This window comes from Vibrio genomosp. F6, from assembly GCF_005146325.1.
Lineage (GTDB): Bacteria > Pseudomonadota > Gammaproteobacteria > Enterobacterales > Vibrionaceae > Vibrio > Vibrio cortegadensis.
In genome coordinates this window covers 1-25,525 of the sequence record NZ_SYUT01000031.1, presented here as the reverse complement: position 1 = coordinate 25,525, position 25,525 = coordinate 1, and the positions used below count along the sequence as shown (strand labels likewise).

Below are 25,525 nucleotides of genomic sequence, written 5' to 3'. Positions count from 1 at the left end.
CGTAGTCATCTGACATTGAGACAATAAAGTCTTAATTTGGTTTCTTCAGTTTATTGCTGATATTGAATTTACTTGTTATTGATAGATTGTCTAGAGCAAATAACGTAAAGAATAGAAAAGCTGGTATGGGGCTAAAAAGCGATTACAATACGTACCTTATAATATGCATAGAGTCTGAGAATGGAACCTAATATTCTTGATTTACGTGAAGAACGTTGCCCAATGGCACTATTACTTGCTAAACGGCGTGCAATTTTGCTTCAAGAGGGCGAGTCGTTGTCCATTCAGATTTCAGATACTAGCTCTATGCAGGATATCGTGAGCTTTTTGCGCCTCAAACAATTTGATATTGTGAGTGTTGCTCATCGTAGTTCCTACACTATTACCGTTTTAAAACAGGGATAATTGTCACATGCTTGAAATGATCAGTCGTTGGTATAAACGACGTTTTTCAGATCCACATGCAGTAAGTTTGGTCGCCATTTTATTCTTTGGTTTCATTACCATTTATTTCTTCGGCCATTTGATTGCACCGCTGCTTGTGGCAATAGTATTGGCATATCTTCTTGAATGGCCCATTGCTCAATTGTGCCGTGTGGGGATACCAAGAACCCTGTCCGTTGTGCTTGTTATTATGGTTTTCTTCAGTTTAACGTTGTTGGCTCTGTTTGGTTTGGTTCCAACGATTTGGCATCAAGTGGGGAACCTCATCAATGATATTCCTAACATGTACAATGAACTGCAAAAATTCATTATTGCCATTCCAGAACGTTTCCCTGAGCTCGCCAACTTGCAGATTGTCGAGTCGATTGCCTCTAATGCAAAAAACAAAGTATTAGGCATGGGGGAGAGCGTTGTAAAAGGATCTCTGGCTTCTCTTATCAGTATCGCAACGCTAGGGGTTTATCTCATCCTTGTGCCTCTGCTTATCTTCTTCTTGTTAAAAGACAAAGAAGAGATGGTTAGAATGGCGAGTGGAGTACTGCCTAAGAATCGTCGTTTAGCGACGAAAGTATGGCGTGAAATGAATCAACAGATTTCTAACTATATCCGAGGAAAGGTGTTGGAAATTCTGATCGTTGGTGGTGTGAGCTATATTACTTTTGCCATTTTAGATTTGCGCTATTCAGTGCTACTGGCGGTTGCCGTTGGTTTGTCGGTTTTGATTCCATATATTGGTGCGGCTGCGGTCACGGTTCCTGTGGCCATTGTTGGTCTGTTTCAGTGGGGGTTAGACACTCCATTTTACTGGTTGATGATCGCGTACGGCATTATTCAAGCCTTGGACGGCAATGTGATAGTCCCGATTCTATTCTCTGAAGCTGTGAATTTGCATCCAGTGGCAATCATCGTTGCTGTACTGGTGTTTGGTGGGTTATGGGGATTCTGGGGCGTGTTCTTTGCGATTCCTTTAGCCACATTAGTCAAAGCGGTATGGAACGCCCTGCCAAGCACTGAGATTGAATCTGACGTTGCGGAATCGTGATTATTGTTTGCCTAAGCATGATGGTGTAGTCATAAACCTTTTTGCTCAATAACGAAAAAGCCCTAAGTTCATACTCAGGGCTTTTTTTGTAGAAGGTGTTGCCTAGATGATGTGATCCAGTCTTATTTATCGTTTAAGTAATCAAGAACCACTTCATGATGAGTCTTCGTTTTGAACTTGTTGAAAACGTGCTCAATGATCCCCTCTTCATTAATTAAAAAGCTGATACGGTGCAAACCATCATAGGTACGGCCCATAAATTTCTTTTCTCCCCACACACCAAATTGCTCTGCGCATTGGTGATCTTCATCGGAAAGAAGTGAAAAATTTAAGTTGTCACGCTCAATAAATTTACCTAAGCGTTTAACAGGGTCAATACTGACACCAAGCACCACAACATTATGCTCATCCAGCTCTTTTTTCGTGTCTCTTAAGCCTTGAGCTTGAACTGTGCAACCTGGAGTCATTGCTTTCGGGTAAAAATAAAAAAGTACTTTCTTACCTGCAAAATCAGCAAGCGTTATTGTTTTTCCATCTTGATCGAGTAGAGAAAAGGCTGGAGCAGGAGTGCCAGCAGTCAGCGTATTCATCGATTTTCCTTTCTATTGACTGTTTTTTATAAAGTTGAGCGAGCCTTGAACCGAAAGCTCAGCACATAGCGCATCAAAATCTTCTTGTAGTTGCATCAGGTTGAAATCTGAACTGATAGAAGCGGTGATCGCAATATGGAACTGGTCACTATCAAGTTGCACTTTGGATTTATTGATGGTTTTTGCGCTGAGTGAGTCTAAACCAATGTTTTGATCGGCAAAGAATTGAGTAAATTTCTCTGTCAGTCCTAGTTTGTCATCTGACTCGACAAAGACTTCGACAGTATAGCTATTATCTAAATATTCGTGAGGAGAGGTGCGCTTCATTATGGTGATGAGATCATGATCTTGCCCTAGTAGAGGGAGCGTCGTTTCAACTCGTGTAATCGTATTGGTTGTGCCAGATAGCAGCATGATCAATGTGAATTCGTTCCCAAAGAGAGCGATTCGGCTATCAATAATATTACAGCCAGATTGAGTTACTAAATGTACGACTTGATTACACACCCCTGGGCGATCAGCGCCAACAGCTGTGATTACTAGATGTTGAGTCATAATATCACTTATTTTTTATTCCATTATTGGTTGCATGTTAGCACAGTTATCGGGGCGGGATGAGAGATGAGGAGGCTTTTTAAAGGCACTAAATGAAATATCACCATTACATGACACCGAGTAAGTGTGTCACTTTATACTAAGTTTAAATTCATTGAATATACGAATCGGTTGTGTGGATTTAGATAAAACTCTAACAACTGATAATTATTCACTAACTTGTACTAAGTAAGCGGGTTATTCCCTTGTGTTTATCAATCGCATTACAGTACCATGCAAAAAGAATCAAATAAGGGAGATAGATATGTTTTCAGGAAGTATCGTTGCGTTAGTTACACCTTTTAACTCAGATGGCGAAGTCGATTTTGATAGCTTGAAGAAACTAGTAGAGCATCACATTGCTGCTGGTACCGATGGCATCGTCGCGGTAGGAACTACAGGTGAGTCTGCGACCTTAACAATAGAAGAGCATGTTAAGGTGGTAACTAAGGTGGTCGAGTTTGCTGAGGGACGTATCCCTGTGATTGCAGGCACGGGAGCAAACGCTACACATGAATCGGTGACTTTTAGTCGTCTATTAAATGGATCTGGAATTGTGGGATGCTTGAGTGTGACGCCGTACTACAATAAGCCGACTCAAGAAGGGTTATATCAACACTACAAAGCGATTGCTGAAGTAAGTGACGTGCCTCAAATTTTGTATAATGTACCAGGAAGAACTGCAGTCGATCTGTTACCTGAAACCGTTGCTCGTCTATCAAAAATTGATAATATTGTGGCGCTAAAAGATGCAACGGGTGATTTAGAAAGAATTTCAATTCACCGTGAACTTTGTGGCGAAGATTTTATCTTACTAAGTGGTGATGATTTAACGGGGCTAGAATTCGTTAAGCGTGGTGGGCAAGGTGTTATTTCGGTGTCCAATAATGTCGCGGCTGCGGATATGGCGAAGATGTTCCGTCTTGCAAAAGAGGGGAACTTTGAAGAAGCAGAAGCCATCAACGAACGTTTGATTCCTTTGCATAAAAACTTGTTTGTTGAATCTAATCCTATCCCCGTAAAATGGGCTGTGCATAAATTGGGATTAATTGCCGAAGGTGGATTACGTCTACCTTTAACTGAATTATCAGAATCAGCTCGTCCACTTGTTGCTCAAGCAATGACAGAAGCTTGTATTTATTAAATTGAACACACAATGCCGAATGTAGTTTCTCGGCATTTTAGGAGCCTAAATGAAATTTTCTCATCAGCTAGTGGTTGGTTCACTGGCTGTTCTTGTTCTTAGCGCCTGCTCTGGAGGTGCTGATCGACGTCGTCAAGCGAAAGATGATTTTGAATATCTAAATACACCTGAACTGACCCAGCTGAATTTACCAGAAGATGCAACGCCTCAGTTCTACCCAAACTTTGATATCCCGATGGGTGATTTCGAAGGTGGAGTTGGACAAAACGTTGATATTCGTCCGCCACAGCAAGTTCTCGAGTTGATTCCAGGAGCAAGAGCAGAGCGCCAAAATGGTGAAGTCACCTTATGGCTGTTAACTGAAGGCGAAATGGATAAAGTTTGGCAAACTGCAATCGATATGCTGAATGCTCGAAACATTGCGTTGCTTGAAAATAGCTCGGATCGTGTTGAAACCGATTGGGTTAGCTGGATTTCAGAAGATGAAGAGACTGAAATTGGCAGTCGTTACGAAATCACTCGTTTTAAAGCGAACAATCGTTTTGCGTTTAAAGTTAACTTGATTGATTGGCGAGAGGGTTCGACGGTAAAACCAGTGACCCAGACCAATAAAGAGCGTTATAACGCATTTATGACCAATCTAGTCACCGTTAAGTACGATCAAAACTTGCGTGATGAAGCCGCAATTCGAGCACAAGAGTTAGTAAAACAAATTCCTATCAGTATGGGGGTTGACCGTAGTGGCTTCCCAGTGATTATTGCTCGTACGCCATATAATATTTTGTGGCAGCGCCTTCCAAGCTTACTGCCTGAGTTAGGGTTTAGCCTTGAAGGACGCAATCAATCTCAAGGTACAATGAAAGCGAAATATGCGGCTCCTGATGATGAATTCTGGGAGTCCATTGGAACTAAGCCGATTGAACTTAATGGTGGTACTTACACCTTCTTGTTTGGTGATTTAGGCAACCGTACTTCAATTAACGTGACTGATGCTGGTGGTAAACCAGTAGAAGAGGCGTTACTTAAGTCGCTCGCTCCAGTATTGTCTGCGATGTTTGAACAAGAGTAATCTGGTTCATATTGTTAGTAAGATATAAAAAGGGATCATTTGATCCCTTTTTCACTTTGTTCGTTTTACTTATCTATTTCTGTCTTTTGAGCTTGTTTGATTTGATCAAGTTCATTGAGCTTATCTAAATCACTCTTCTCTCTTTTGGATGGATCTAACGGCCCAAACTTCATGTTTGCAGTGTATTTTAACGCAGCAATATTTCCAACCACCACGCTCACCACAATGATGCTAATCACCCACGGGTTAGTTAAAAACTCCATGAATTTATCCTCTCGCTCTAGGAACCAAACTTGTCCCCATTGGCTTTGTTGGGCTCAGTAACGTTAAGAACGGATGTTAGTAACATATTGAGTATAGATGGTAGAAAGGTTCTGTAGCACCTGTTCCTGCCCCAAAATCGGCAATGTTTTTATTTGGCTGGCTAATTGATCTTGCGTCAATTGCTCTAAGCAAGATGCTGCGGTTAAACGGTGGCTAATATGCCAAGGCTCAACCGCGACGCCGCCTAGATCTTGAGAATAAGGGATGAAAAAACCAAACGTTCCAAGGTTCGCTTTTAGCCAAATAGAGAACTCCGCTTGATGACCAGTATCATATTCCCAAGTTTCTAATTGAAGCTTTGTATTTTCAGGAAGTCGGTCTGCAGCAAAGAGATCAAAATCAGTCCCCCAATGATGACGACTGGCTCCGGGCAGTGCCGACCAGCGCAAAATCGCAAATATTCTCTGCTCTTCGGTCATAGAGTCAAAAGGAATAGCTTGGTTGTGCGTATCGTTAATGGTGCTATGCCCTGAGAATTTATTATCCCAAATGGCTTTTTGCCGAGCGTAGTCTCGAAACCCGCTGGCAATGTGCATTTGAAATCCAGCTTGCTGAGCAGCAGCAGATAATGCCAATAAATCGTTCTGTACATTAGGATGAATTAAAAACTCTTTTTGCCCAATGGTGACCGGAACTAAATGATCGTTTGTTTGACCTGTTAGCTGCTCAGGAGTCATGGTTCGCCCTTATTTATTAGCGAAAAGATATTGCAATGTATGTTGGTACATGTCGGCAAGAAGCTCTAGGTCTTCCACTTTGACACACTCATTGACCTTATGAATTGTGGCATTCACCGGGCCTAGTTCAACAACTTGACCGCCCATACGAGCGATAAATCGGCCATCAGATGTTCCACCTGTCGTAAGAAGTTCAGGCTTGTGTTGGTTAACGGTATTTACACCAAAAACAACCGCATCGAGTAGATCGCCAGTGTCCGTCAAGAATGGGTCGCCATTGAATGTCCACTTGAGCTCATAGTCGAGATCGTGTTTATCTAAAATGGCGCGGATACGCTCTACGATGACATCGTTACAAAGCTCGGTGCTAAAACGCAGATTAAACTGAACATTTAACTCACCAGGAACAACGTTTGATGCTCCTGTTCCGGCGTGAATGTTGGGGATTTGGAAGCTGGTGGGAGGGAAGTACGCGTTACCATCATCCCACTTTGTTGTTGATAGCTCATTAAGAGCCAGCAGTGATTGATGAACAGGGTTACGTGCTAGGTGGGGGTAGGCGACATGCCCTTGTATCCCTTTGACACATAAATCGCCAGTGATCGAGCCACGACGGCCATTTTTAACTACATCGCCAACGGAATTGGTGCTTGATGGTTCCCCAACGATACACATATCAATATTTTCACCGCGTGCCATTAGTGCTTCAACAACACGAACCGTACCATTAATGAATGGTCCTTCTTCATCAGATGTGATGAGGAAGCCAATCGAGCCTTTGTGATCAGGATGCTCAGCGATGAAACGCTCAACGGCGACGATCATGCTGGCAAGTGAGCCTTTCATATCCGCAGCACCACGACCGTGAAGGTAGCCATCAATAATCGTCGGTTCAAATGGTGGAGTGTCCCACTTTTCTAATGGTCCAGCGGGCACGACATCAGTATGCCCTGCGAAGGCAAACAGTGGCGCTTCGGTTCCTCGGCGAGCCCAAAAATTGGTGGTATCTTCAAAGATCATCTCTTCAATAGTAAAACCGAGTGCTTTTAAGCGATCAATCATGAGTTTTTGACATCCCGCATCTTCGGGAGTCACTGACTGGCGACCAATTAAATCTTTTGCTAAGGCCAGTACTGGGCTATCTGTCATCCTTGAAAATCCTTTTATTTGAAAATTGAAACGTATGAATCCGCTTTGAAGCCAACATGATACTGCTCGCCAATATAAATGATAGGGCGCTTGATCATTGCAGGTTGCTCCACAAGTAGAGATATTACGTTGTCGCTATCTAAGTTATCTTTCTGTTCTTGAGGTAGCTGACGGTAAGTCGTTCCACGCTTATTTAATACGTTTTCCCAACCAAGTTGCTGGCAAAATTCGTTCACTAACGCTTCCGTTATTCCCTGCTTTCGATAGTCGTGGAACGTAAATTCAATCTCTTCGGCTTGAAGCCACTTTTTTGCTTTTTTGATGGTATCGCAATTTGGGATGCCGTACATGATGGCTGTCATTTCTCTTCCTTTCTAAACGCAGTTGGTGATTTTTAGCGTAGTTAACGAATTGAGTTGCTCAATGAGTCAATTATTACGCGGTTCACCAAGTAAGTTTGCAACTTTATTATTGTGTTTAAATCCTAACAGGAAGCGTCGAGACACACAAAATAGAGCGATAAATAATTTGTTGACCAAAAAAAAGCGCACAAACCATGCCAATTGGAGAGTTATTGATCAATCTCAACACACACAAACCGAAAAAAGAAATAATACTGTTGCACAGTAATGGAGGTGTCAATGGAACTGAGTCCTGTTTTTGCAAGGCGACTGTATTTAGCTTTGTTAGTGGAAAGCCTTGAAAGGCCAAATGTACCGAAACTCATTGAGAAGACGGGCTGGCCTCGCCGTACTATCCAAGATGTATTGAAAGCATTGCCGGGTATTGGTATTGAGTTGATGTTTGTTCAAGATGGACGACGTCACAATGACGGCTATTATCAATTATCGGATTGGGGACCATTTGATAGTCAGTGGGTAACCGAGCGAGAAGATGATATCGCAACGAGTTTAGGCTTTACCGCTTAAACTTGGAAAACGAAGCCAGCATCATGCTGGCTTTTTTAGATCTATGCATCGCTCATTAGTATTCCTTTCGAGTCAATAATCGTTATTTCAAATTACTGAGCTGAAGTTGAGACTATGGACGGCTTCCTGCTGTTGTATGATGTTTCCTATTGTTGCGTAATATAGAGCGCAAAACCGATCCAGCTTATGACGAGTAATAGCCAAGGCAGTAATGAGGTTTTGGACTGCTGAACCTCTGACGATGAAGAGTCTGATATCTCGTCTTGTGATTTGATTTGTTGTTGCTTTGATTTTTGCTCTTTTTTCTTCGCTTTATCCGCTTGACGACTTTTCTCTTTCTGCTGTTTTTTATACAGAGTTATCCCTTTCTCAATACCTGCTGCAACGAGCTTTGTTTGCTCTTTGGTCTGGTTAGGCTTTTGAATAGATTTTGCGACTTTCATGGCTTCTTGTTGCGTTTCCAGTGAGGTGTTGTTTTTCGTTTTCATGTTCTTAGTCAACTTAGGTCAAAGAGCAATGCTGAAGTGAGCACGACACTTAAATAATATCTTCTTTATTCACTATAACTTTTACGAAGAATTAAGTTAAAGTGATTTTTTCATTTTTGTAATTTGAGACAGTGAAGTGCGCTACGCTTTTGAACAGTATGACCAGCATGGGTTCTTAAAAGCCCCATTACTGGTATGGTTAAGTTGGCTTTTTCTCGCTAAGGCATGGGTTGTCTTTGTTGTGGCAGGCGCGAGCAGGGACAGTGGTGCCAAAATATTAGAGATCGTCTATCCAGATCATGCCATGCTCTACCTTGGGTTGGTGGTTGGAGTACCTAGCATTATTTATATGTGGTTGATTAACCTACGTAGCCCCGATAGAAAATGGATTAATTCAATAAGTAGTCAGGGACGTTGGGTGACGCTGTGTGTGGTGTTATTACAAGTTGTTCAAACGGCTTATCATGTCTATTTGAGTAACGGGCTTTTTAGCTGGCCGAATGGTATTACACTATTGCTACTTCTTTGGGCTGCAATCTATTTATATAAAAGTCGAACCGTAAAAGATTGTTTTAAAATTCCTGATTTTAGTTCAGAGGCTTAGTGATCAGAATCAAGATATACCGCAAGAAAAATATTACACTGAGCAAAAAATAAGAGAGGATTTCTCATGGTACAACCGCAATCTGCAATATTGCCTGAAGCTGGCCCATTTGCACTTTATGCTCAACTAAAAGTGACAAGCAATGCCGCTGATGTATTAACTCAACTTCAAGGCTTACCTGCATTAGTAGAAGAACTCAATCAAGCGCAACCTGGATCTGATCTCACGGTCTCCGTTGCGTTTTCTCATGCCTTTTGGAAGAACTTTAGCCAAGCTGCGCCTTCAGAATTAATTGAATTCCCAGAGCTTGGTGAAGGCGATATTACTGCACCTAGTACAAATGTCGATGTGTTGATTCACTGCCACTCTAATCGCCACGACCTGCATTTCTATGTGGTACGCAAATTATTGGCTGAGATCGCAGATGATGTCGCTGTCGTCGATGAAACGTATGGTTACCGTTATCTTGATTCAAGAGATATGACGGATTTCGTGGATGGTACAGAGAATCCTAAAGCTGAGCAGCGTAAAGAGGTGGCACTGGTCGCAGAAGGGGATTTTGCTGGTGGCAGTTATGTCATGGTTCAACGTTTTTTGCATGACCTGCCAGCTTGGAACCGCTTAGGTGTTTCAGCTCAAGAGAAGGTCATTGGAAGAACGAAACCAGACTCTATTGAATTAGATGATGTTCCTGCTGCATCTCATGTAGGTCGTGTTGATATTAAAGAGGAAGGTAAGGGATTGAAAATAGTTCGTCATAGCCTTCCATACGGTAGCGCAAGTGGCGATCATGGCCTGCTGTTTATCGCTTACTGTAATAACGTGCATAACTTTACGGCAATGCTTGAAAGTATGTATGGCGTAACAGATGGTAAAACCGATCAGCTATTACGATTTACACATGCGGTCACTGGCGCGTATTTCTTCGCACCTTCTCAAGAGATGTTGCTAACACTATCTATGGCCTAGTCATTAGTTCAATACCTGTAAAGGGAAGCGAATGGCTTCCCTTTTATTTTACTAAAGTTGCCTCAATTTTCGCCGATAAGAGAACAGACCCTAATTTTTGGTGAATTGCAGAGCGAATGTCTATTACCGTTAATACCAATGTATCAGCACTAGTTGCCCAGAGAAATCTGACGAACGCAACAGATATGCTGAACCAATCTCTGGAGCGTTTAGCTTCGGGGAGGCGTATTAATAGTGCAAAAGATGATGCTGCTGGTTTACAAATTTCCAATCGTATCGAATCTCAAATGCGAGGTTTAGACGTTGCGGTTCGTAACGCTAATGATGGTATTTCAATCATGCAAACCGCTGAGGGTGCCATGAATGAGACGACAAACATTATGCAGCGCATGCGAGATCTCTCGTTACAATCTTCGAATGGCTCTAACAGCAAGGCTGAAAGAGTTGCCTTACAGGAGGAGATGACGGCTCTTAATGACGAGTTAAATCGAATCGCAGAGACAACATCATTTGGTGGAAAGAAGCTACTGAATGGTCAGTTTGGGAAGGCTTCATTTCAAATTGGTGCCAGTTCGGGTGAAGCGGTTCAAGTTAGCCTGAATAATATGAGAACCGATGGCATTGATATGGGCGGCTTTAGTTATGCATCAATGAATGCGATGGACTCCAGTTGGCAAGTGTCACCGGGTAATCGCCAGTTCTCAATGACATTTACGGACGCTAAGGGTCAGCCACAAACCATCGATATTAAGGCGAAAGCTGGTGATGACATCGAGGAGTTAGCGACTTACATCAATGGTAAAACGGATCAGGTGTCAGCATCGGTTAATGATGAGGGGCAACTGCAAGTTTTTATGGCGGGTGAAAAGACGGCAGGTACCATTCAGTTTAGTGGGAGCTTGGCGGATGAGTTGTCGATGAGCTCTGGCGCTTATGAAACCGTGAATGATATTGATATCACCAATGTAGGCGGCGCGCAAAGGGCCGTATCCGTTTTAGATACGGCGATGAAATATGTAGATAGCCACCGTGCGGAACTCGGCGCATTGCAAAATCGCTTCGATCACGCGATCAATAATCTCGATAACGTTCATGAGAATTTAGCCGCATCCAATAGTCGAATTGTGGATACTGATTACGCAAAAGAGACGACACAAATGATCAAACAACAAATCCTGCAACAAGTGAGCACCTCAATTCTTGCTCAAGCCAAACAGACGCCCAATTTAGCGTTAACTTTATTGAATTAGTACAATAAACCTATCTACAAATTGGCGTTCTAGTCTCCTATATTATAAATCCTACATTCAGCCAAAAATCATAACCTGCCAGCTCTACAGGCATATATTGTTTTCCTTTTTCTAAAATCAAAGCACCCTAAGCATCTAAGCATCTAAGCATCTAAGCATCTAAGCATCTAAGCATACGTAGTAAAAGTGAGTAACAGTGGAATAGCTCGTGCGCCCATCGACCGCATCGATTGATACTTGAGTACTTTTTTCAGTTATTTGCTCTTTTTTCCTACTTCATCACCTTTTTAGGTATAACTGCCTTTTTTATAAGAAAACCTTAAAAAAAAGTTAAAGAATTTCCAATTAGCGCCGTTATTAAAAGTAACTTTGAGAGAACTACTTGGTTTTTCGAGACGTCGAAAACCGCTACAACGAAAAATCAATTGGAGAAATTACCATGGCAGTTAATGTAAATACTAACGTATCAGCGATGACAGCACAGCGTCACCTTAATAATTCGACAAGTGCTCAGCAAACCTCAATGGAACGCCTATCATCAGGCTTCAAAATTAACAGTGCGAAAGACGACGCAGCGGGTCTACAAATTTCGAACCGTTTAAACGTACAAAGCCGTGGTCTTGATGTTGCAGTACGTAACGCAAATGACGGTATTTCAATTGCACAAACAGCAGAAGGTGCAATGAATGAAACAACCAACATCCTTCAACGTATGCGTGACTTGTCACTACAATCTTCAAACGGCTCAAACTCAAAAGCTGAGCGTGTAGCGATTCAAGAAGAAGTAACGGCGCTTAACGATGAACTAAACCGTATTGCAGAAACCACATCATTTGGTGGCAATAAGCTACTTAATGGCACTCACGGCACGAAATCATTCCAAATTGGTGCTGATAACGGTGAAGCGGTCATGCTTTCTCTACGCGATATGCGTTCAGATAACTCAAAAATGGGTGGCACAGGTTACCAAGCTGGCGAAGCAAAAGATAAAGATTGGGCGGTTAAATCAGACGCTAACGACCTTACGATTAAGCTGACTGATACAGCAGGCCAAGAACAAGAAATCAACATTAGCGCGAAAGCGGGTGATGATATCGAAGAACTTGCTACTTACATTAATGGTCAAACAGATTTAGTAAAAGCATCAGTTACAGAAGATGGCGCACTTCAAATGTTTGCGGGTAGCAACAAAGTATCGGGCGACGTTGAATTCTCTGGCGGTCTTGCTGGTGAGCTAGACATGCAAGCGGGTCGTAAAGAAACGGTTGATACTATTGATGTAAGAACGGTTGGCGGTTCACAAGAATCTGTTGCTGTTATTGATGCAGCACTTAAATATGTCGATAGCCACCGTGCAGAATTGGGTGCTTTCCAAAACCGTTTCGAACATGCAATCAACAACTTAGATAACATTAACGAAAATGTTAATGCATCGAAGAGCCGTATCAAAGATACCGATTTCGCGAAAGAAACGACGCAAATGACGAAGACACAAATTCTTGGTCAGGCATCAAGCTCAATTCTTGCACAAGCGAAGCAAGCGCCTAACTCAGCATTAAGCTTGCTAGGCTAAATGCTAGGCTAAATGTTAGGCTAAATGTTAGGTTAAAGCTTAACGATAAAATAGAAGCCAAGTAATGTTACTTGGCTTTTTGCTTATCTGGATTTATTCATAGCAACTCTTATTACCTATGGTGTGTCTAGATTGACACTCCATAGGTAATAACGTTGGTATTTCTAGTGGGTTAACTACAGGTGTACAGGAGAAAGGTATCGGTTAGATGATTTCACTCAATACTAATACATCTGCGATGATCACTCAGCGGTATTTTAGCGACGCTGCTTCTGAAACATCTGACACGCAGCGAAAATTGAATTCAGGCTATCGGATAAACTCTGCGAGTGACGATGCCGCAGGAATGCAAATATCAAATACCTTAAGTACACAAACTCGGGGTATTGATGTTTCGTTGAGCAATGCCGCCAATGCCTACTCGGTTGCTCAAACGGCAGAGAGTGCGCTTCAAGAAAGCAGTGACATGCTGCAACGATTACGGTCTTTATCGCTACAATCATCCAACGGTTCAAACTCTCAAGATGATCGTGATGGGATCCAGCATGAGGCCAGTGCATTAAAAGATGAACTAAACAGAATTGCTCAAACGACCACTTTTGCAGGTAAAAATCTGTTTAATGGCTCATTTGGTTCCCAGAGCTTCAACATTAGCCCAAATGCTGACTCTATATCACTTCATTTAAAAAATATGAGTACCAACCTTCCAGAGACGGGAGGGCATTATTACATTGCAAATGAAAGTGTTGATGAAACTTGGCAAGTTCCTAAAAGCAATCTCTCATTGAATGTGAAGTATGATGATGTGAGTGGGGAGAAACAAAATCAACAGATTCGACTGAAGGCCGGTGATAGTATTAATGAGGTCGCGACTTACATTAATTCTCAACAAGATATTGTGAACGCATCTGTTACCGAAGATAGGAAGCTTCAATTGTTTATGGGGGCGTTGAGTGCTCCCAAGGGTTTTGATGTTTCGGGTAGTTTGAATGAACAGCTTGATTTTGAAGGCGGTGATTTACTCACGCTTGATGATTTAGACTTAAGTTCGCTAGGGCAGTCACAGTTGGGCGTATCGCTTGTCGATACGGCGATGAAATATGTCGATTCACACCGCAGTGAAATTGGTAGTTTTCAAAATCGAGTAGAAGTCACCATTGATAACCTGCATAGCATAAATCAGAACATGACCGCGTCTAAAAGCCGAATTAAAGATGCCGACTTTGCCAGAGAATCTGTTAATCAGTTTAAATCTCAAGCCTTACAACAAGCGACATCGACTTTATTGGTTCAAGCTAAACAGATCCCTAGTGCAGCATTAGGCTTATTATCTTAGTTTATTTCCTTAGTTGACTAGATTGGTTTTACTGGAATAAAAAAAATGCTGCCATTAGGCAGCATTTTTACGTTTTAGGGTAGCTAATTCTAATTACTTAGTTACGCGCAGTACTGGTGTTTCACCAACAACAACAGAACCAGCAAGTTTGTTCAACTCTTTGATTTCGTCCATGTTAGAGATAACAACTGGAGTCAGTGTTGATTTTGCTTTCTCTTCAAGAAGCGCAAGATCAAATTCGATAACCGTGTCACCAGCTTTAACTGATTGGCCTTCTTCAGCGATACGCTTGAAGCCTTCGCCTTTTAGTTCAACAGTATCGATACCGAAGTGAACAAAAAGCTCAACGCCATCATCAGACTCAATAGAGAATGCGTGGTTAGTTTCGAAGATTTTACCGATAGTACCGTTTACTGGAGCTACCATTTTGTCGCCAGTAGGTTTGATCGCGATACCGTCACCAACGATTTTTTCAGCGAAAACTACGTCTGGCACATCTTCAATGTTTACGATCTCACCAGATAGAGGTGCGATAATTTCGATTGCACCCGCGTCAGCGCTATCGTCAGATACTAGTTTCTTAAGTTTGTCAAACAGACCCATGTCTTGCTCCTAAAGAATATTTTTGAATCAACCAATTATATTAGTTGTTTGTCTTTTCTGCGATAAATTTTTCAACGCAAGCTTGAATTTCTGCCGCTGTAGGCAGAGAAAGTGCTTCTTCAGCCATCGCTTTTACTTCAGAGAAGTTTGAGTTACGGATAACTTTCTTCACTTTAGGGATAGATATTCCGCTCATACTGAACTCATCTAGACCCATACCAAGTAGAAGTAGAGTAGCACGTTCGTCGCCAGCAAGCTCGCCACACATACCAGTCCATTTACCTTCTTTATGAGATGCATCAATAACTTGTTTAATAACAGTTAAAACAGCTGGAGAAAGTGGGTTGTAAAGATGAGAAATCATCTCGTTACCACGGTCTACTGCAAGAGTATATTGAGTTAAGTCATTTGTGCCAATAGAGAAGAAACTAACTTCTTTCGCTAGGTGATGAGCAATCGCAGCTGCTGCTGGAGTTTCAACCATAACACCAATTTCGATCTCTTCATCGAAGGCCAAACCTTCAGCTCGAAGTTCAACTTTATATTCTTCAATCGCTTTTTTCAGTTCACGGATTTCTTCAACAGAGATAATCATTGGGAACATGATACGTAGTTTTCCGTGTGCAGAAGCACGCAGGATGCCACGTAGTTGGTCACGTAAAATTTCACGACGATCTAGACTGATACGAACAGCGCGCCAGCCTAGGAACGGGTTCATTTCTTGTGGAAGATCCATATAAGGTAGATCTTTATCACCACCGATATCCATAGTACGGATAATCACTGATTCACCATGCATTGCTTCCGCTACTTCTTTATAAGCAACGTACTGCTCTTCCTCAGTAGGAAGGGCATCGCGATCCATGAATAAGAATTCTGTACGGTACAGACCAACGCCCTCACCACCGTTACGGATGATGCCATCGCAATCTTTTACTGTACCGATGTTACCGCAAACTTCTACTTGATGATCATCAAGAGTGATTGCTGGTAAATCTTTAAGTTTAGCTAGTTCAGCTGCTTCTGCTTCAAAATCGGCTTTGATTTTTTGAGCTTCTGCTAATTCAGCGTCTGATGGGTTTACGATGATTTTATTGTTCATCGCATCTAGCACAAGCATGTCGCCATTCTTGATTTGCTTCGTAATATCGTTAGTACCAACGATAGCTGGAAGTTCAAGTGAACGAGCCATGATTGAAGTATGAGAAGTACGACCACCGATGTCACAAGCGAAACCAAGAACGTAATCTAGGTTGATTTGTGCAGTTTCTGACGGTGTTAGATCGTAAGCGACTAGGATCACTTCTTCATTGATATCACTGATAGATACAATGTTGATGCCTAGTGCATTTTTAACAAAGCGCGTGCCGATATCACGGATATCTGTTGCACGTTCTTTTAGGTATTCGTCATCAAGAGATTCAAGAGCGACAGCTTGTTCTTCGATCACGGTATGGATCGCGTTGTCTGCATGCATCTTGTCTTTTTTGATAAGGGCTAAAATTTCTTCTTCTAGCTCTTCATCTTCCAGCAACATGATGTGGCCTTCAAAGATTGCTTCTTTTTCTTCGCCAAATGTTTCAAGTGCTTTTTGTCTAACGATTTCTAATTGTTGAGAAGATTTGTTACGAGCATCAAAAAAGCGTTGAACTTCTGCTTCTACTTGATCGTCAGAGATAGAGTGAGTATTTAGGACAATTTCATCTTCTTGAAGTAGTAGTGCTTTACCAAAAGCAATACCTGGAGATGCTAGGATGCCTGAAATCATAGCTTTACCTTAAGTTGGTCAACTGTAAACGGGAGAATGAGTGCTATTTGCTAACGTTAATTATAGCGCCAATGATCGGTTATATTTAATAAAGCCACTTCGCAATAGCAAAATGGCTTTTAAATATAAATCAATTATTAGTGTAGTTGGTCCATAAGAGCAACTAGGTGATCAACTGCAGGTTGAGCTTGTGGGCCTTCTGCTGAAATAGTCACTACAGTGCCTTTTACTAGGCCAAGAGTTTGCAGTTTGAAAAGGCTTTTCGCGCTAGCGCTTTTGCCGTTAGAAGTTACAGTGATGTCTGCGTCAAATGCTTTAGCTTCTTTAACAAACTGTGCAGCAGGACGTGTGTGAAGACCATTTTCTGCTGTAATTTCTACTTGCTTCTCGTACATGTGATATACCCCAATTAATTTATTTTTGTATGATTATTAACCATTTCAGCTTAACCGTTTTAACCTGTTCCGGCTAGGGAAGAAGTTTCTCAATCGTATTAGAACTGATACTAGTTTAATTTTTTTCAATCGCCAATTTGATTAAACCAAACCTGCGATCAATGAAAATGTGTATTTTGCTTCTTTTATTTTGAAGCTTAAAATAATACAGGGCTGATATTACCAAAGGTGGAGTCAGGATCAACAAAAAAGCCCCATAAAGGGGCTTTTTTAAATTAAAAATTGATTTGACCACATATTATTGTTGGTTCTCTTTCTCGGTAAAAACACCTGAAAACAGAGCCGTGCTGAGGTAACGCTCACCAGAGCTTGGTAAGATGGTTACAATAGTTTTCCCTTCAAATTCAGGTAGTTCAGCTAATCTGTTGGCCGCAACAACCGCTGCTCCAGAAGAGATTCCCGCAAGAATTCCTTCCTCTTCCATTAGGCGTTGAGCCATCTCAATCGCTTCATCTGAAGTAACGGCTTCTACACGGTCAATTAGCTCTAAATCGAGGTTTCCAGGAATAAATCCGGCACCAATACCTTGAATCTTATGTGGCGCAGGTGTGATTTCTTGCCCTGCGAGAGCTTGGGCGATCACTGGAGATTCAGCTGGTTCTACAGCGACAGAGACAATGGCTTTGCCTTTTTCACCTTTAATGTAACGACTTGTTCCCGTTAATGTACCACCTGTACCCACACCAGAAACGAATACATCAATCTCGCCATCAGTCGCGTCCCAAATTTCAGGGCCTGTCGTTTTTTCGTGAATCTGCGGGTTAGCTGGGTTGTTGAATTGTTGTAACAGTAAGAACTTACTTGGGTCGCTTGCCACAATCTCTTCTGCTTTTGCGATAGCGCCTTTCATGCCTTTTGGTGCTTCAGTAAGAACTAAGTTAGCCCCAAGAGCCTTGAGAAGTTTACGACGCTCTAAACTCATTGATTCAGGCATTGTCAGAGTTAACTTATAGCCACGAGCTGCCGCAACAAAAGCTAAAGCAATACCAGTATTACCACTTGTTGGTTCTACGAGTTCAATTCCCTGCTTTAAAGTACCCGCTTTTTCAGCTTCCCAAATCATATTGGCACCGATACGGCATTTCACACTGAAGCTTGGATTACGTGCTTCGATTTTAGCGAGTACTTTGCCTTTACTTACTTTGTTTAAACGCACAAGGGGAGTGTTACCAATAGTTAGGCTGTTATCTTCGTAAATTTTGCTCATTATGATGTTCCTTCATGTATGTTCTAAACAACTGGGTATCTTAGATGGTCGCCAATTGTTGGGTAGCGTTTGGAGTCGTACTGAGAGCTTATGTTAGAACAAAAAAATGGAGAAGGATTAAAAAGTTATATCTTATGGGAGGTTGGTAGATTAATGGGAGAACCACGAGAGAGTTCTCCTCATTTTGCAGGAATTCAGTGGTTTATTTGTGGAAATCTTTATATTCGGCAACCCAAAGAGCTGTCGCACCACAAACGGCAATTGGCATAACAAATAGATTCAGCACTGGTATGGTGGTGAACACTGACACTAAAGCACCAAAGCTATAAGCTTTCGTCTGTTTTTGTTTCAAATTGTTTCTCATGGTAGAGAAATCGATTTTATGGTTATCGAAAGGATAATCACAGTATTGAATCGCTAACATCCAAGCCGTGAATAAAAACCACAATATAGGACCTACTGTTTGGCCAAGAGCGGGAATGAGCAATATTAAAAAGAGTCCAATAGCTTTTGGTAAGACATAACGTAATTTGCGCCATTCGCGAGCAAGGATGCGTGGCGTATCTTTTAGCACGTCCATCAGGCCATCATCATTGACTTTCTGACCAGATAGCTTCATCTCTACTTTTTCAGCTAATAGACCATTAAATGGAGCCGCTATAAAATTGGCTAGCGTACTGAAGAAGTAAGAGAAAGTAGCCAGAATAGTTAATACAAGAAGCGGCCACAAAAGATAACTTAACCATGAAAGAAATTCAGGAAGTTGCCCCATCCAGTTGGTTATCCAAGCATCAAGGTTTGAAAATAGGAAAAACAACGCCCCGCCGACTAGTACGATATTTGCGAGAAGTGGAAGTAATACATATTGGCGAATGCCCGGTGTTAGGGCTAACTCTAATCCATAAAAGAAATAGCCAAAACCTGATCTTTGTTTGTTCTCTGAGTTCATAATGTTTTATATTTTACCGTAAATGACTTTTTGTATTGTACTTAACCAAATTTAGAAGAAAAGCATGATGAAAATCTCAGCATGTGGGGAACTTCTCACATTAAGTTGTTCTAAAATAGCATAGAGATTTGATAGAGTAGCGGTATAAGCCGATTTAACCCACCTTAGTGACGTTGATTTAGAGTGTTTTTATTAAGATGATTAAAATAACACCATTTAAATGCTATCACTAAGAAGCAGAGAGTAAACAATGCAGGAATTGCGATTCGTACTCATAATTGTTGGCGCGCTAGCGATCGCCGCATTATTGTTTCATGGTCTTTGGACTAGTAAGAAAGAAGGGAAATCTAAGTTTGGGAATAAGCCACTCGGTAAACTAGATTTAGATGATTCTGATGAGAAAGAAGAGGCGCCTGTTCGCTCATTTGCTCCTGAGGATGATTTTGAAATCATTCGTAAAGTGAGAAAAGAACCTGATTTTGGTCATAATGATGAACCTGAATTTGTCGATCCCTTGATTGATCATGCTCAAGATGAACTTGAATTGAGCGTTTCTAAAGAATCGAAAGCAGAAGAATTCGTTCCTTTTACGGCAGATGAACAAGGGAACGATGACGTTATCGTAAATGAGGAAGAGCTTAGTGGATTTGATAGAGTCGACTCTTTTTCTGCGATTGAAGATGATGATAACTCTGCACTTTCGCAAAGCTCACTTTCGGATAATCAAAATTCAGAGGCTATTAAAGAGCAACCTGAACCTGAAATGCAAGTGATTGTGCTGAATGTACATTGCTCAGGTGAAGAACCATTTGTAGGCACTAAACTATTTGATAGCATGCAGCAAAATGGATTGATTTATGGTGAAATGGCGATTTTCCATCGACATTCAGATTTGTCTGGAACTGGAAAAGTGCTATTTAGCGTTGCGAATATGATGCAACCTGGGACTTTAGAACATAGCGATCCTGCTGATTTTTCTACAAAAGGGATTTCGTTCTTCATGACGCTGCCTTGCTATGGCGATGCAGAACAGAATTTCAAGTTAATGTTGAAAACGGCTCAGCAGATTGCTGATGACATGTCAGGTAACGTATTAGACGAAGCTCGTAATCTGATTACGCCAGATAGAATTGCAGCTTGTCGCCGTCAAATACAAGAATTTAAAGCCGCGCAAAGTGCCAAATAAACCGTATTAATACTGATTAAACATTAATGCAGTGAGAAATGAAGGCTCCTTTGAGGGGCCTTTTTTATTGCAATATGTTTTAGGAAAGTAAGTAGAGAAACTCATGCCCCTATTAAGCTCAGAACAAATGAATGATATTCAAATTAAATTAGATCAACTTCGTGAAACCTTACATCATCACGCCATTTTGTACTATGTAGAAGATAACCCGGTAATTCCCGATGCTGAATATGATCGTTTAATGCGTGAGTTACTTGAGTTGGAAGAGTTACACCCCGATTTGATCACTATTGACTCTCCTAGTCAGCGCGTTGGAGGTAAACCGTTAGACGGGTTTACTCAGGTTAGCCATGAAATTCCAATGTTGTCGCTAGATAATGCGTTTGATGATCAAGAGTTAGACAGTTTTTATAAGCGAATGAAAGATCGTGCTCCATCAGCGAACCTCGATCTTTTCTGTTGTGAACCAAAGCTGGATGGTTTAGCGGTGAGTCTTCTTTATGAGAATGGCATCTTAGTTCAAGCTGCAACGCGTGGTGATGGTAGTACGGGTGAGAATATCACTGAAAACGTACGTACAATCAGTGCGATCCCTCTCAAACTCCAAGGTGAAGGGTGGCCACAGCGTATTGAAGTTCGTGGTGAAGTTTTTATGCCCAAAGCGGGTTTTGAGAAACTTAATGAACTAGCGCTGAAAAAAGGCGATAAAGTTTTTGTTAACCCAAGAAATGCCGCGGCAGGGAGCTTACGTCAACTAGATTCTAGAATTACCGCAAAACGGCCTTTAAGTTTTTATGCGTACAGTGTGGGTGTAGTGGAAGGCATTGAGCTAAAGAACAGCCATTACGATAGATTTGTGCAACTGAAAGCGTGGGGGCTGCCTATGTGCCCTGAAACGCGTCAATTAACATCTCTTGATGACGTGAAGGCGTATTACCAAGAGATAATGCAACGCCGTGATGCGCTTTCTTACGAGATCGATGGCGTGGTCATTAAAGTCGATGATATTGATGCTCAAATCCAATTAGGTTTCGTTGCACGAGCACCCCGCTGGGCCATTGCTTATAAATTTCCAGCGCAAGAAGAGATCACCTTGTTAAATGATGTTGAATTTCAAGTTGGGCGAACGGGGGCGATAACGCCAGTAGCCAAACTGGAACCAATATTCGTCGGTGGCGTAACTGTCAGTAACGCGACTTTGCATAATGCTGATGAAATTGAAAGATTAGGCGTGAAAATTGGCGATAGTGTTATTATTCGCCGTGCTGGTGATGTCATACCGCAAATTGTATCAGCTGTGTTGGAACGTCGCCCTGAAAACGCAACAGACATCGTTTTCCCACAAACTTGCCCCGTCTGTGACTCTCAGATCGAACGCATTGAGGGAGAGGCAGTCGCGCGCTGTACGGGAGGACTTGTGTGTCAGGCGCAGCGTTCAGAGGCCATAAAGCATTTTGTTTCTCGTAAGGCTCTGGATGTTGATGGGCTAGGTGTAAAAGTTATCGAGCAGCTTGTTGAGCGTGAGATGGTGGGTACGCCTGCGGACTTGTTTAAGTTAAGTGCAGGTGTATTGACCGTTTTAGATCGTATGGGGCCTAAGTCGGCACAAAATGTTGTCGCGGCACTGGAAAAATCAAAACAAACAACCCTGCCTAGATTTCTTTATTCGTTAGGTATTAGAGAAGTGGGTGAAGCGACCGCTGCAAATTTGGCACAGCATTTTTGCTCTTTAGAAGCCGTTATCGCCGCAGATCATGAAGCATTAGTTAAAGTTTCTGATATAGGCGATATTGTTGCGCGACATATTGTCACTTTTTTCTCTCAAGAAACTAATATGAACGTAGTTAATAAACTTATTGAGAATGGTGTGGTTTGGGATGATGTAGTGGCTGCAAGTGAAGATACTCCTCAGCCATTAGCTGGAAAAACCGTGGTGCTCACAGGAAGTCTCTCTCAATTAGGTCGGAGTGAAGCGAAAGCTGCATTGCAGGCTTTAGGAGCTAAGGTGACAGGTAGTGTCTCTAAGAAAACCGATATTCTATTTGCTGGCGAAAATGCAGGTTCAAAATTAGCCAAGGCACAAGATTTAGGCGTGGAAATCAAATCCGAACAAGACCTCATTTCTTTAATGTCTTAGTTCATAAATAGCTAAAAATTTCTAAAAGGCGCTGGTTTTTACCAGCGCCTTTTTTTGTCTGTGAACACTAGGGAGTCTCTTTATTTTATGTTTTTAAAAAAGTTCATATACGAACCACACTTTTTTGTTTGTGAGAGTGCTCTCTTATGTAGAAAAAGCAGTTCTTTCCTTATCTTTATGCGAGGTACTTCAATTTTTTGCACTCTTCTCCGTTGTTAAGTTGTTGTTTTTATTTGGTTTGGTTTCTTGTTGGTTCTGTGTGTGAAAAAATAAGATCAAGATCACTAAGTTGATGAAAGTTAGTTATCGGTCATATTTTTTTAGATAAAAATTAAGTTATGATTGATGTTTTTTGCTGCGAAGTTAGTCTTATAGCCATGGGTACACACGGTGTATGCAGGAAACACAAAAACCGTGATTAGGAATAATTAGGTTTTTAATAGGAAATCACTTCTCCCTTCGGCGGCCAACTTAAGGTGAGAAAAATAAAAATACAGCTATATCCATTTTTTAGGAGTTTTTCCATGGACAAATTTTTTAAAGTATCTGCTATTACGGCGGCAATGGTAGGGGCTCTTGCAGCAGCTCCAGCGTTTGCAAATGACCCAGTAGGTCCTGAGTATACGGGTGAAGTGTCGGAGTTTTTCTCTGAGTCAACAATTAGCGGTAATCTAAATTTCTGGATGCGAGCTCGTGACCGTGCAGGTACTGATGCAGATGGTAATGATACTAAGAAAGAAACGAACCTAAACCACGGTAGTATTTTTGTGAACCTTGGTTTTAATTCTGGTTATGTGAATGATGTAGTAGGTGCTGATTTTGTTATCTACAGTACATGGGATATGTGGAATGATTCTGTGGGTGCTGGTCATGAAATGAACTTCCTAGATTGTGATGGACCAAATTCTTCGGGCTGTTGGGGTCAACTAGAAAAAGGTGGCGTTTCATTCGCAACTGCAGCGGCTAAGTTTAAGTTTGGCGAAAATATTAAAGCTAAACTTGGTTACTTCCAACCGTCAGTAGCAAGTGGCTTGGGTGTTAACTGGTCATTTGCTCCAGGTACATACCGTGGTGGTGAAATTGGCGGTACATTTGGTGCTCTAGATCTTGGCTTCGTTATTGCTGATGAATATAAAGCTCCATGGTATAAAGAAACTGATGCATTCATTGGTGTTGATGGTGATGACGAAATCTTATTTTCTGTTGGTGCTCGCTATAAATTAGATAATGGTATTGCTTTAGACGGTGCTTTTTCTAAGTTAGATGAACGTACAACGGCACACTTTAAAGTGAAAGGGACAACTGAAGGTGGAATCTACTGGTCACCTCAACTGTATTATGTCAACGATGATAATCAATATGATGATGGTGATACTGGGTATCAATTAGCCTTCCTATCTAGCTACTCTTCTGGTCCATATTCGTACCGAGCAGAAGCGACATACACAATGGCTGAAGAAGATGGTAACTGGTTTGCGTATCGCCCAACAGCTGGCTATGGCGGTTCAAATGGTGCGTACGATATCTGGTGGAACAACCGTTCTGATTTCAACCACCATGAAGAGTTAGCTGTGTTTGGTTCAGTTAGTCGTGATTTCGCTGATATAGGTGGCACTGGTTTCAGCGCTGGTGTTAGTGGAGCATATGGCGGTGGTTCTTCAGTAGATGGCTATGATGACCTTACTGAGTACTCTTACAGTGCATTTGCAAACTATGCAATTCAAGCTGGCGCTCTTAAAGATGCAACTGTTGCCTTCCATTACACTCAGTACTTTAACGATACTGACGCTCCAAGCTGGAATGGCTATGCTAACTTGTTCCAAGATGAAACAGACTTTAAGTTGATTTTAGCAATCCCATTTAATGTAAAATAACTTAAATAGTAATGAGAAAAAGCTGAGCATTGTATGCTCAGCTTTTTTATATTAGAGGCTTTTTATGAAGAAACTTATACTTTGTACTTGTTTTATAATGACCATGACTGCATGTGCAAAAAATGTACAGACGGATGATGAGTTTTGGTTTAGTCAAGGTGAAAGGCTAGGGCGGAGTGGCTATGGTGTTGAATCTGATATACTGGATAGAATAAAAGCGAAAGTACCTTTTCAAATAACACCATATTCATTAGGTTATCAAAAGGGGCTCTTAGAATATTGCAATCCTTATAATGCTTTTGCAAAGGGTATCAGTGGTATACGCTATAATGGACAGTGTGAGGATCATGAGCAAGCCGTCATGATAAAGGTTGAGTGGCAGCGTGGTTGGGATGCATTTATCGGAGCTGATTTTTATAAACGCTAATTTAGGTATAAAAGATGAATATAAGTGAAGTTGCAAAAATTACAGGGTTGTCATCTAAATCAGTGCGTTTATACGAAGACAAAGGATTGATTTCTCCTCCATTGAGAGCAGACAATGGATACCGTGTTTATACTAAAAAGCATGCAGAACAACTTATGGTTGTTGCTCGCTCAAGAAGAGTAGGCTTCACTCTAGAAGAGTGTAAAGGTTTAGTTCAGCTGGCGAATAACCCTGAAGCGACAAGTGCTGAAGTTAAAGAAAAAGCACTAACTAAACTTGATGAAGTAAACAGCAAACTAAATGAATTGATGATTATCAAGTCGCAATTAGAGCTCTGGATCAACAAATGTCCAGGCAACAATGATCATGCATGCCCTATTCTTGAAGATTTAGTCAGACAAAATGAATGAGCTAGAGATCGTATTTTTATCTACTGATCTCTAGCCTCTTGCGTGATGTTAATTTGTTTTTCCGCCATAAACTTTACAGAGTTCTCTTGGGAGCATTTCAACGGCCCCTGAATTAAATGTACATTTCATAGCGCTACCAAAGGATTTTCCTCCATTTTGACTCGCATTACTCGTTGATGGGATAATAAATAGTGATAATAACGTAATTAAAAAAGCATGTTTCATTAGATCCTCACTTATTGATTATAATTATTTAAATGTCTGTACGTGAAAATAATAGATGCATTATTCGTAAAAGGTCAAAAAAAATTAATATAATCCATATTT

At 41.4% G+C, this 25,525-nt stretch carries 27 protein-coding genes; 15 read left to right on the top strand and 12 right to left on the bottom strand.

Features of this window, described 5'->3' with window-relative positions; translation table 11 throughout:
- Nucleotides 1–180: 180 nt before the first annotated feature.
- Both FCV43_RS13280 and FCV43_RS13275 read left to right on the top strand, forming a co-directional pair.
- The gene (locus tag FCV43_RS13280; RefSeq protein ID WP_136995463.1) at nt 181–405 is read left to right on the top strand and encodes a sulfurtransferase TusA family protein; all 225 of its coding nucleotides are present in this window, start codon (nt 181–183) and stop codon (nt 403–405) included.
- A 7-nt stretch (nt 406–412) separates the two neighbouring features.
- Nucleotides 413–1,486, top strand: a complete 1,074-nt coding sequence (locus FCV43_RS13275) for an AI-2E family transporter (protein ID WP_017054237.1) — start codon at nt 413–415, stop codon at nt 1,484–1,486.
- Nucleotides 1,487–1,608: 122 nt separating this feature from the next.
- Here the strand turns inward: FCV43_RS13275 and bcp are convergent, their stop codons facing one another.
- Together bcp and FCV43_RS13265 are read right to left on the bottom strand one after the other, a co-directional pair.
- A complete protein-coding gene (gene bcp / locus FCV43_RS13270; RefSeq protein WP_017054236.1) occupies nt 1,609–2,076 on the bottom strand; it encodes a thioredoxin-dependent thiol peroxidase in 468 nt (155 codons plus the stop codon).
- Nucleotides 2,077–2,088: 12 nt separating this feature from the next.
- Nucleotides 2,089–2,631 (bottom strand): glycine cleavage system protein R, encoded by a 543-nt coding sequence (locus FCV43_RS13265; protein ID WP_017054235.1) that lies wholly within the window; start codon nt 2,629–2,631, stop codon nt 2,089–2,091.
- A gap of 304 nt (nt 2,632–2,935) precedes the next feature.
- On the opposite strand from FCV43_RS13265, the gene dapA reads away from it, so the two are divergent.
- Both dapA and bamC read left to right on the top strand, forming a co-directional pair.
- Nucleotides 2,936–3,814: a 4-hydroxy-tetrahydrodipicolinate synthase gene (gene dapA / locus FCV43_RS13260; RefSeq protein ID WP_017054234.1), complete on the top strand. Its 879-nt coding sequence runs from the start codon at nt 2,936–2,938 to the stop codon at nt 3,812–3,814.
- Between the two features lie 49 nt (nt 3,815–3,863).
- Nucleotides 3,864–4,883, top strand: coding sequence for an outer membrane protein assembly factor BamC (gene bamC / locus FCV43_RS13255; protein WP_113799016.1), 1,020 nt, complete (start codon nt 3,864–3,866; stop codon nt 4,881–4,883).
- A gap of 65 nt (nt 4,884–4,948) precedes the next feature.
- Here the strand turns inward: bamC and FCV43_RS13250 are convergent, their stop codons facing one another.
- The 4 genes from FCV43_RS13250 to FCV43_RS13235 form a co-directional block, all read right to left on the bottom strand.
- Nucleotides 4,949–5,146 carry a DUF2897 family protein gene (locus FCV43_RS13250; RefSeq protein WP_017054232.1) on the bottom strand — a complete coding sequence of 66 codons (198 nt, stop codon included), beginning with the start codon at nt 5,144–5,146 and terminating at the stop codon, nt 4,949–4,951.
- Nucleotides 5,147–5,209: 63 nt separating this feature from the next.
- A complete protein-coding gene (locus tag FCV43_RS13245) occupies nt 5,210–5,884 on the bottom strand; it encodes a M15 family metallopeptidase (protein WP_136995462.1) in 675 nt (224 codons plus the stop codon).
- Nucleotides 5,885–5,893: 9 nt separating this feature from the next.
- Nucleotides 5,894–7,033 (bottom strand): succinyl-diaminopimelate desuccinylase, encoded by a 1,140-nt coding sequence (gene dapE / locus FCV43_RS13240; RefSeq protein ID WP_113799014.1) that lies wholly within the window; start codon nt 7,031–7,033, stop codon nt 5,894–5,896.
- Nucleotides 7,034–7,047: 14 nt separating this feature from the next.
- Nucleotides 7,048–7,395: an ArsC family reductase gene (locus FCV43_RS13235; RefSeq protein ID WP_017054229.1), complete on the bottom strand. Its 348-nt coding sequence runs from the start codon at nt 7,393–7,395 to the stop codon at nt 7,048–7,050.
- Nucleotides 7,396–7,674: 279 nt separating this feature from the next.
- On the opposite strand from FCV43_RS13235, the gene FCV43_RS13230 reads away from it, so the two are divergent.
- Nucleotides 7,675–7,962 (top strand): winged helix-turn-helix domain-containing protein, encoded by a 288-nt coding sequence (locus tag FCV43_RS13230; RefSeq protein ID WP_017054228.1) that lies wholly within the window; start codon nt 7,675–7,677, stop codon nt 7,960–7,962.
- Between the two features lie 146 nt (nt 7,963–8,108).
- Here the strand turns inward: FCV43_RS13230 and FCV43_RS13225 are convergent, their stop codons facing one another.
- Nucleotides 8,109–8,450: a DUF2956 domain-containing protein gene (locus tag FCV43_RS13225; RefSeq protein WP_017054227.1), complete on the bottom strand. Its 342-nt coding sequence runs from the start codon at nt 8,448–8,450 to the stop codon at nt 8,109–8,111.
- Between the two features lie 136 nt (nt 8,451–8,586).
- Between FCV43_RS13225 and FCV43_RS13220 the strand changes: the two genes are divergently transcribed.
- The 5 genes from FCV43_RS13220 to FCV43_RS13200 all read left to right on the top strand — a co-directional run bounded on the left by FCV43_RS13220 (nt 8,587) and on the right by FCV43_RS13200 (nt 14,182).
- Nucleotides 8,587–9,054, top strand: coding sequence for a DUF2919 domain-containing protein (locus FCV43_RS13220; protein WP_017054226.1), 468 nt, complete (start codon nt 8,587–8,589; stop codon nt 9,052–9,054).
- Between the two features lie 66 nt (nt 9,055–9,120).
- Nucleotides 9,121–10,023 carry a Dyp-type peroxidase gene (locus FCV43_RS13215; protein ID WP_136995461.1) on the top strand — a complete coding sequence of 301 codons (903 nt, stop codon included), beginning with the start codon at nt 9,121–9,123 and terminating at the stop codon, nt 10,021–10,023.
- Between the two features lie 116 nt (nt 10,024–10,139).
- Nucleotides 10,140–11,273, top strand: coding sequence for a flagellin (locus FCV43_RS13210; RefSeq protein WP_136995460.1), 1,134 nt, complete (start codon nt 10,140–10,142; stop codon nt 11,271–11,273).
- 439 nt (nt 11,274–11,712) lie between these two features.
- On the top strand, nt 11,713–12,846 hold the full coding sequence (locus FCV43_RS13205) for a flagellin (protein ID WP_136995459.1): 1,134 nt from the start codon (nt 11,713–11,715) through the stop codon (nt 12,844–12,846).
- Nucleotides 12,847–13,054: 208 nt separating this feature from the next.
- On the top strand, nt 13,055–14,182 hold the full coding sequence (locus tag FCV43_RS13200; protein WP_136995458.1) for a flagellin: 1,128 nt from the start codon (nt 13,055–13,057) through the stop codon (nt 14,180–14,182).
- Nucleotides 14,183–14,275: 93 nt separating this feature from the next.
- Here FCV43_RS13200 and crr read toward each other — a convergent pair whose 3' ends face one another.
- From crr to cysZ, 5 genes are all read right to left on the bottom strand, one after another.
- Nucleotides 14,276–14,785, bottom strand: coding sequence for a PTS glucose transporter subunit IIA (gene crr, locus FCV43_RS13195; RefSeq protein ID WP_017053292.1), 510 nt, complete (start codon nt 14,783–14,785; stop codon nt 14,276–14,278).
- Nucleotides 14,786–14,825: 40 nt separating this feature from the next.
- On the bottom strand, nt 14,826–16,553 hold the full coding sequence (gene ptsI / locus FCV43_RS13190) for a phosphoenolpyruvate-protein phosphotransferase PtsI (protein WP_113795817.1): 1,728 nt from the start codon (nt 16,551–16,553) through the stop codon (nt 14,826–14,828).
- A 137-nt stretch (nt 16,554–16,690) separates the two neighbouring features.
- Nucleotides 16,691–16,948 (bottom strand): HPr family phosphocarrier protein, encoded by a 258-nt coding sequence (locus FCV43_RS13185; protein WP_113795818.1) that lies wholly within the window; start codon nt 16,946–16,948, stop codon nt 16,691–16,693.
- 298 nt (nt 16,949–17,246) lie between these two features.
- A complete protein-coding gene (gene cysK, locus FCV43_RS13175; RefSeq protein WP_017053289.1) occupies nt 17,247–18,215 on the bottom strand; it encodes a cysteine synthase A in 969 nt (322 codons plus the stop codon).
- Between the two features lie 202 nt (nt 18,216–18,417).
- Complete coding sequence (gene cysZ, locus FCV43_RS13170; RefSeq protein ID WP_113795820.1) at nt 18,418–19,164, bottom strand: sulfate transporter CysZ; 747 nt, start codon at nt 19,162–19,164, stop codon at nt 18,418–18,420.
- A 250-nt stretch (nt 19,165–19,414) separates the two neighbouring features.
- Between cysZ and zipA the strand changes: the two genes are divergently transcribed.
- The 5 genes from zipA to cueR all read left to right on the top strand — a co-directional run bounded on the left by zipA (nt 19,415) and on the right by cueR (nt 25,198).
- Nucleotides 19,415–20,350, top strand: coding sequence for a cell division protein ZipA (zipA, locus tag FCV43_RS13165; protein WP_136995457.1), 936 nt, complete (start codon nt 19,415–19,417; stop codon nt 20,348–20,350).
- A 127-nt stretch (nt 20,351–20,477) separates the two neighbouring features.
- On the top strand, nt 20,478–22,487 hold the full coding sequence (ligA, locus tag FCV43_RS13160) for an NAD-dependent DNA ligase LigA (RefSeq protein WP_136995587.1): 2,010 nt from the start codon (nt 20,478–20,480) through the stop codon (nt 22,485–22,487).
- A 524-nt stretch (nt 22,488–23,011) separates the two neighbouring features.
- Complete coding sequence (locus FCV43_RS13155; RefSeq protein WP_113795822.1) at nt 23,012–24,361, top strand: multidrug transporter; 1,350 nt, start codon at nt 23,012–23,014, stop codon at nt 24,359–24,361.
- A 64-nt stretch (nt 24,362–24,425) separates the two neighbouring features.
- Nucleotides 24,426–24,788 (top strand): DUF2799 domain-containing protein, encoded by a 363-nt coding sequence (locus tag FCV43_RS13150; RefSeq protein ID WP_113795823.1) that lies wholly within the window; start codon nt 24,426–24,428, stop codon nt 24,786–24,788.
- A gap of 14 nt (nt 24,789–24,802) precedes the next feature.
- Entirely contained in the window at nt 24,803–25,198 is a 396-nt protein-coding gene (cueR, locus tag FCV43_RS13145; protein ID WP_113795824.1) for a Cu(I)-responsive transcriptional regulator, read from the top strand.
- Nucleotides 25,199–25,525: the final 327 nt, after the last annotated feature.

Bases quoted from the DNA above. Each gene is read 5' to 3' on its own strand.
- FCV43_RS13280 (WP_136995463.1), top strand. From the start codon at position 181: ATGGAACCTAATATTCTTGATTTACGTGAAGAACGTTGCCCAATGGCA.
- FCV43_RS13275 (WP_017054237.1), top strand. From the start codon at position 413: ATGCTTGAAATGATCAGTCGTTGGTATAAACGACGTTTTTCAGATCCA.
- bcp (WP_017054236.1), bottom strand. From the start codon at position 2,076: ATGAATACGCTGACTGCTGGCACTCCTGCTCCAGCCTTTTCTCTACTC.
- FCV43_RS13265 (WP_017054235.1), bottom strand. From the start codon at position 2,631: ATGACTCAACATCTAGTAATCACAGCTGTTGGCGCTGATCGCCCAGGG.
- dapA (WP_017054234.1), top strand. From the start codon at position 2,936: ATGTTTTCAGGAAGTATCGTTGCGTTAGTTACACCTTTTAACTCAGAT.
- bamC (WP_113799016.1), top strand. From the start codon at position 3,864: ATGAAATTTTCTCATCAGCTAGTGGTTGGTTCACTGGCTGTTCTTGTT.
- FCV43_RS13250 (WP_017054232.1), bottom strand. From the start codon at position 5,146: ATGGAGTTTTTAACTAACCCGTGGGTGATTAGCATCATTGTGGTGAGC.
- FCV43_RS13245 (WP_136995462.1), bottom strand. From the start codon at position 5,884: ATGACTCCTGAGCAGCTAACAGGTCAAACAAACGATCATTTAGTTCCG.
- dapE (WP_113799014.1), bottom strand. From the start codon at position 7,033: ATGACAGATAGCCCAGTACTGGCCTTAGCAAAAGATTTAATTGGTCGC.
- FCV43_RS13235 (WP_017054229.1), bottom strand. From the start codon at position 7,395: ATGACAGCCATCATGTACGGCATCCCAAATTGCGATACCATCAAAAAA.
- FCV43_RS13230 (WP_017054228.1), top strand. From the start codon at position 7,675: ATGGAACTGAGTCCTGTTTTTGCAAGGCGACTGTATTTAGCTTTGTTA.
- FCV43_RS13225 (WP_017054227.1), bottom strand. From the start codon at position 8,450: ATGAAAACGAAAAACAACACCTCACTGGAAACGCAACAAGAAGCCATG.
- FCV43_RS13215 (WP_136995461.1), top strand. From the start codon at position 9,121: ATGGTACAACCGCAATCTGCAATATTGCCTGAAGCTGGCCCATTTGCA.
- FCV43_RS13210 (WP_136995460.1), top strand. From the start codon at position 10,140: ATGTCTATTACCGTTAATACCAATGTATCAGCACTAGTTGCCCAGAGA.
- FCV43_RS13205 (WP_136995459.1), top strand. From the start codon at position 11,713: ATGGCAGTTAATGTAAATACTAACGTATCAGCGATGACAGCACAGCGT.
- FCV43_RS13200 (WP_136995458.1), top strand. From the start codon at position 13,055: ATGATTTCACTCAATACTAATACATCTGCGATGATCACTCAGCGGTAT.
- crr (WP_017053292.1), bottom strand. From the start codon at position 14,785: ATGGGTCTGTTTGACAAACTTAAGAAACTAGTATCTGACGATAGCGCT.
- ptsI (WP_113795817.1), bottom strand. From the start codon at position 16,553: ATGATTTCAGGCATCCTAGCATCTCCAGGTATTGCTTTTGGTAAAGCA.
- FCV43_RS13185 (WP_113795818.1), bottom strand. From the start codon at position 16,948: ATGTACGAGAAGCAAGTAGAAATTACAGCAGAAAATGGTCTTCACACA.
- cysK (WP_017053289.1), bottom strand. From the start codon at position 18,215: ATGAGCAAAATTTACGAAGATAACAGCCTAACTATTGGTAACACTCCC.
- cysZ (WP_113795820.1), bottom strand. From the start codon at position 19,164: ATGAACTCAGAGAACAAACAAAGATCAGGTTTTGGCTATTTCTTTTAT.
- zipA (WP_136995457.1), top strand. From the start codon at position 19,415: ATGCAGGAATTGCGATTCGTACTCATAATTGTTGGCGCGCTAGCGATC.
- ligA (WP_136995587.1), top strand. From the start codon at position 20,478: ATGAATGATATTCAAATTAAATTAGATCAACTTCGTGAAACCTTACAT.
- FCV43_RS13155 (WP_113795822.1), top strand. From the start codon at position 23,012: ATGGACAAATTTTTTAAAGTATCTGCTATTACGGCGGCAATGGTAGGG.
- FCV43_RS13150 (WP_113795823.1), top strand. From the start codon at position 24,426: ATGAAGAAACTTATACTTTGTACTTGTTTTATAATGACCATGACTGCA.
- cueR (WP_113795824.1), top strand. From the start codon at position 24,803: ATGAATATAAGTGAAGTTGCAAAAATTACAGGGTTGTCATCTAAATCA.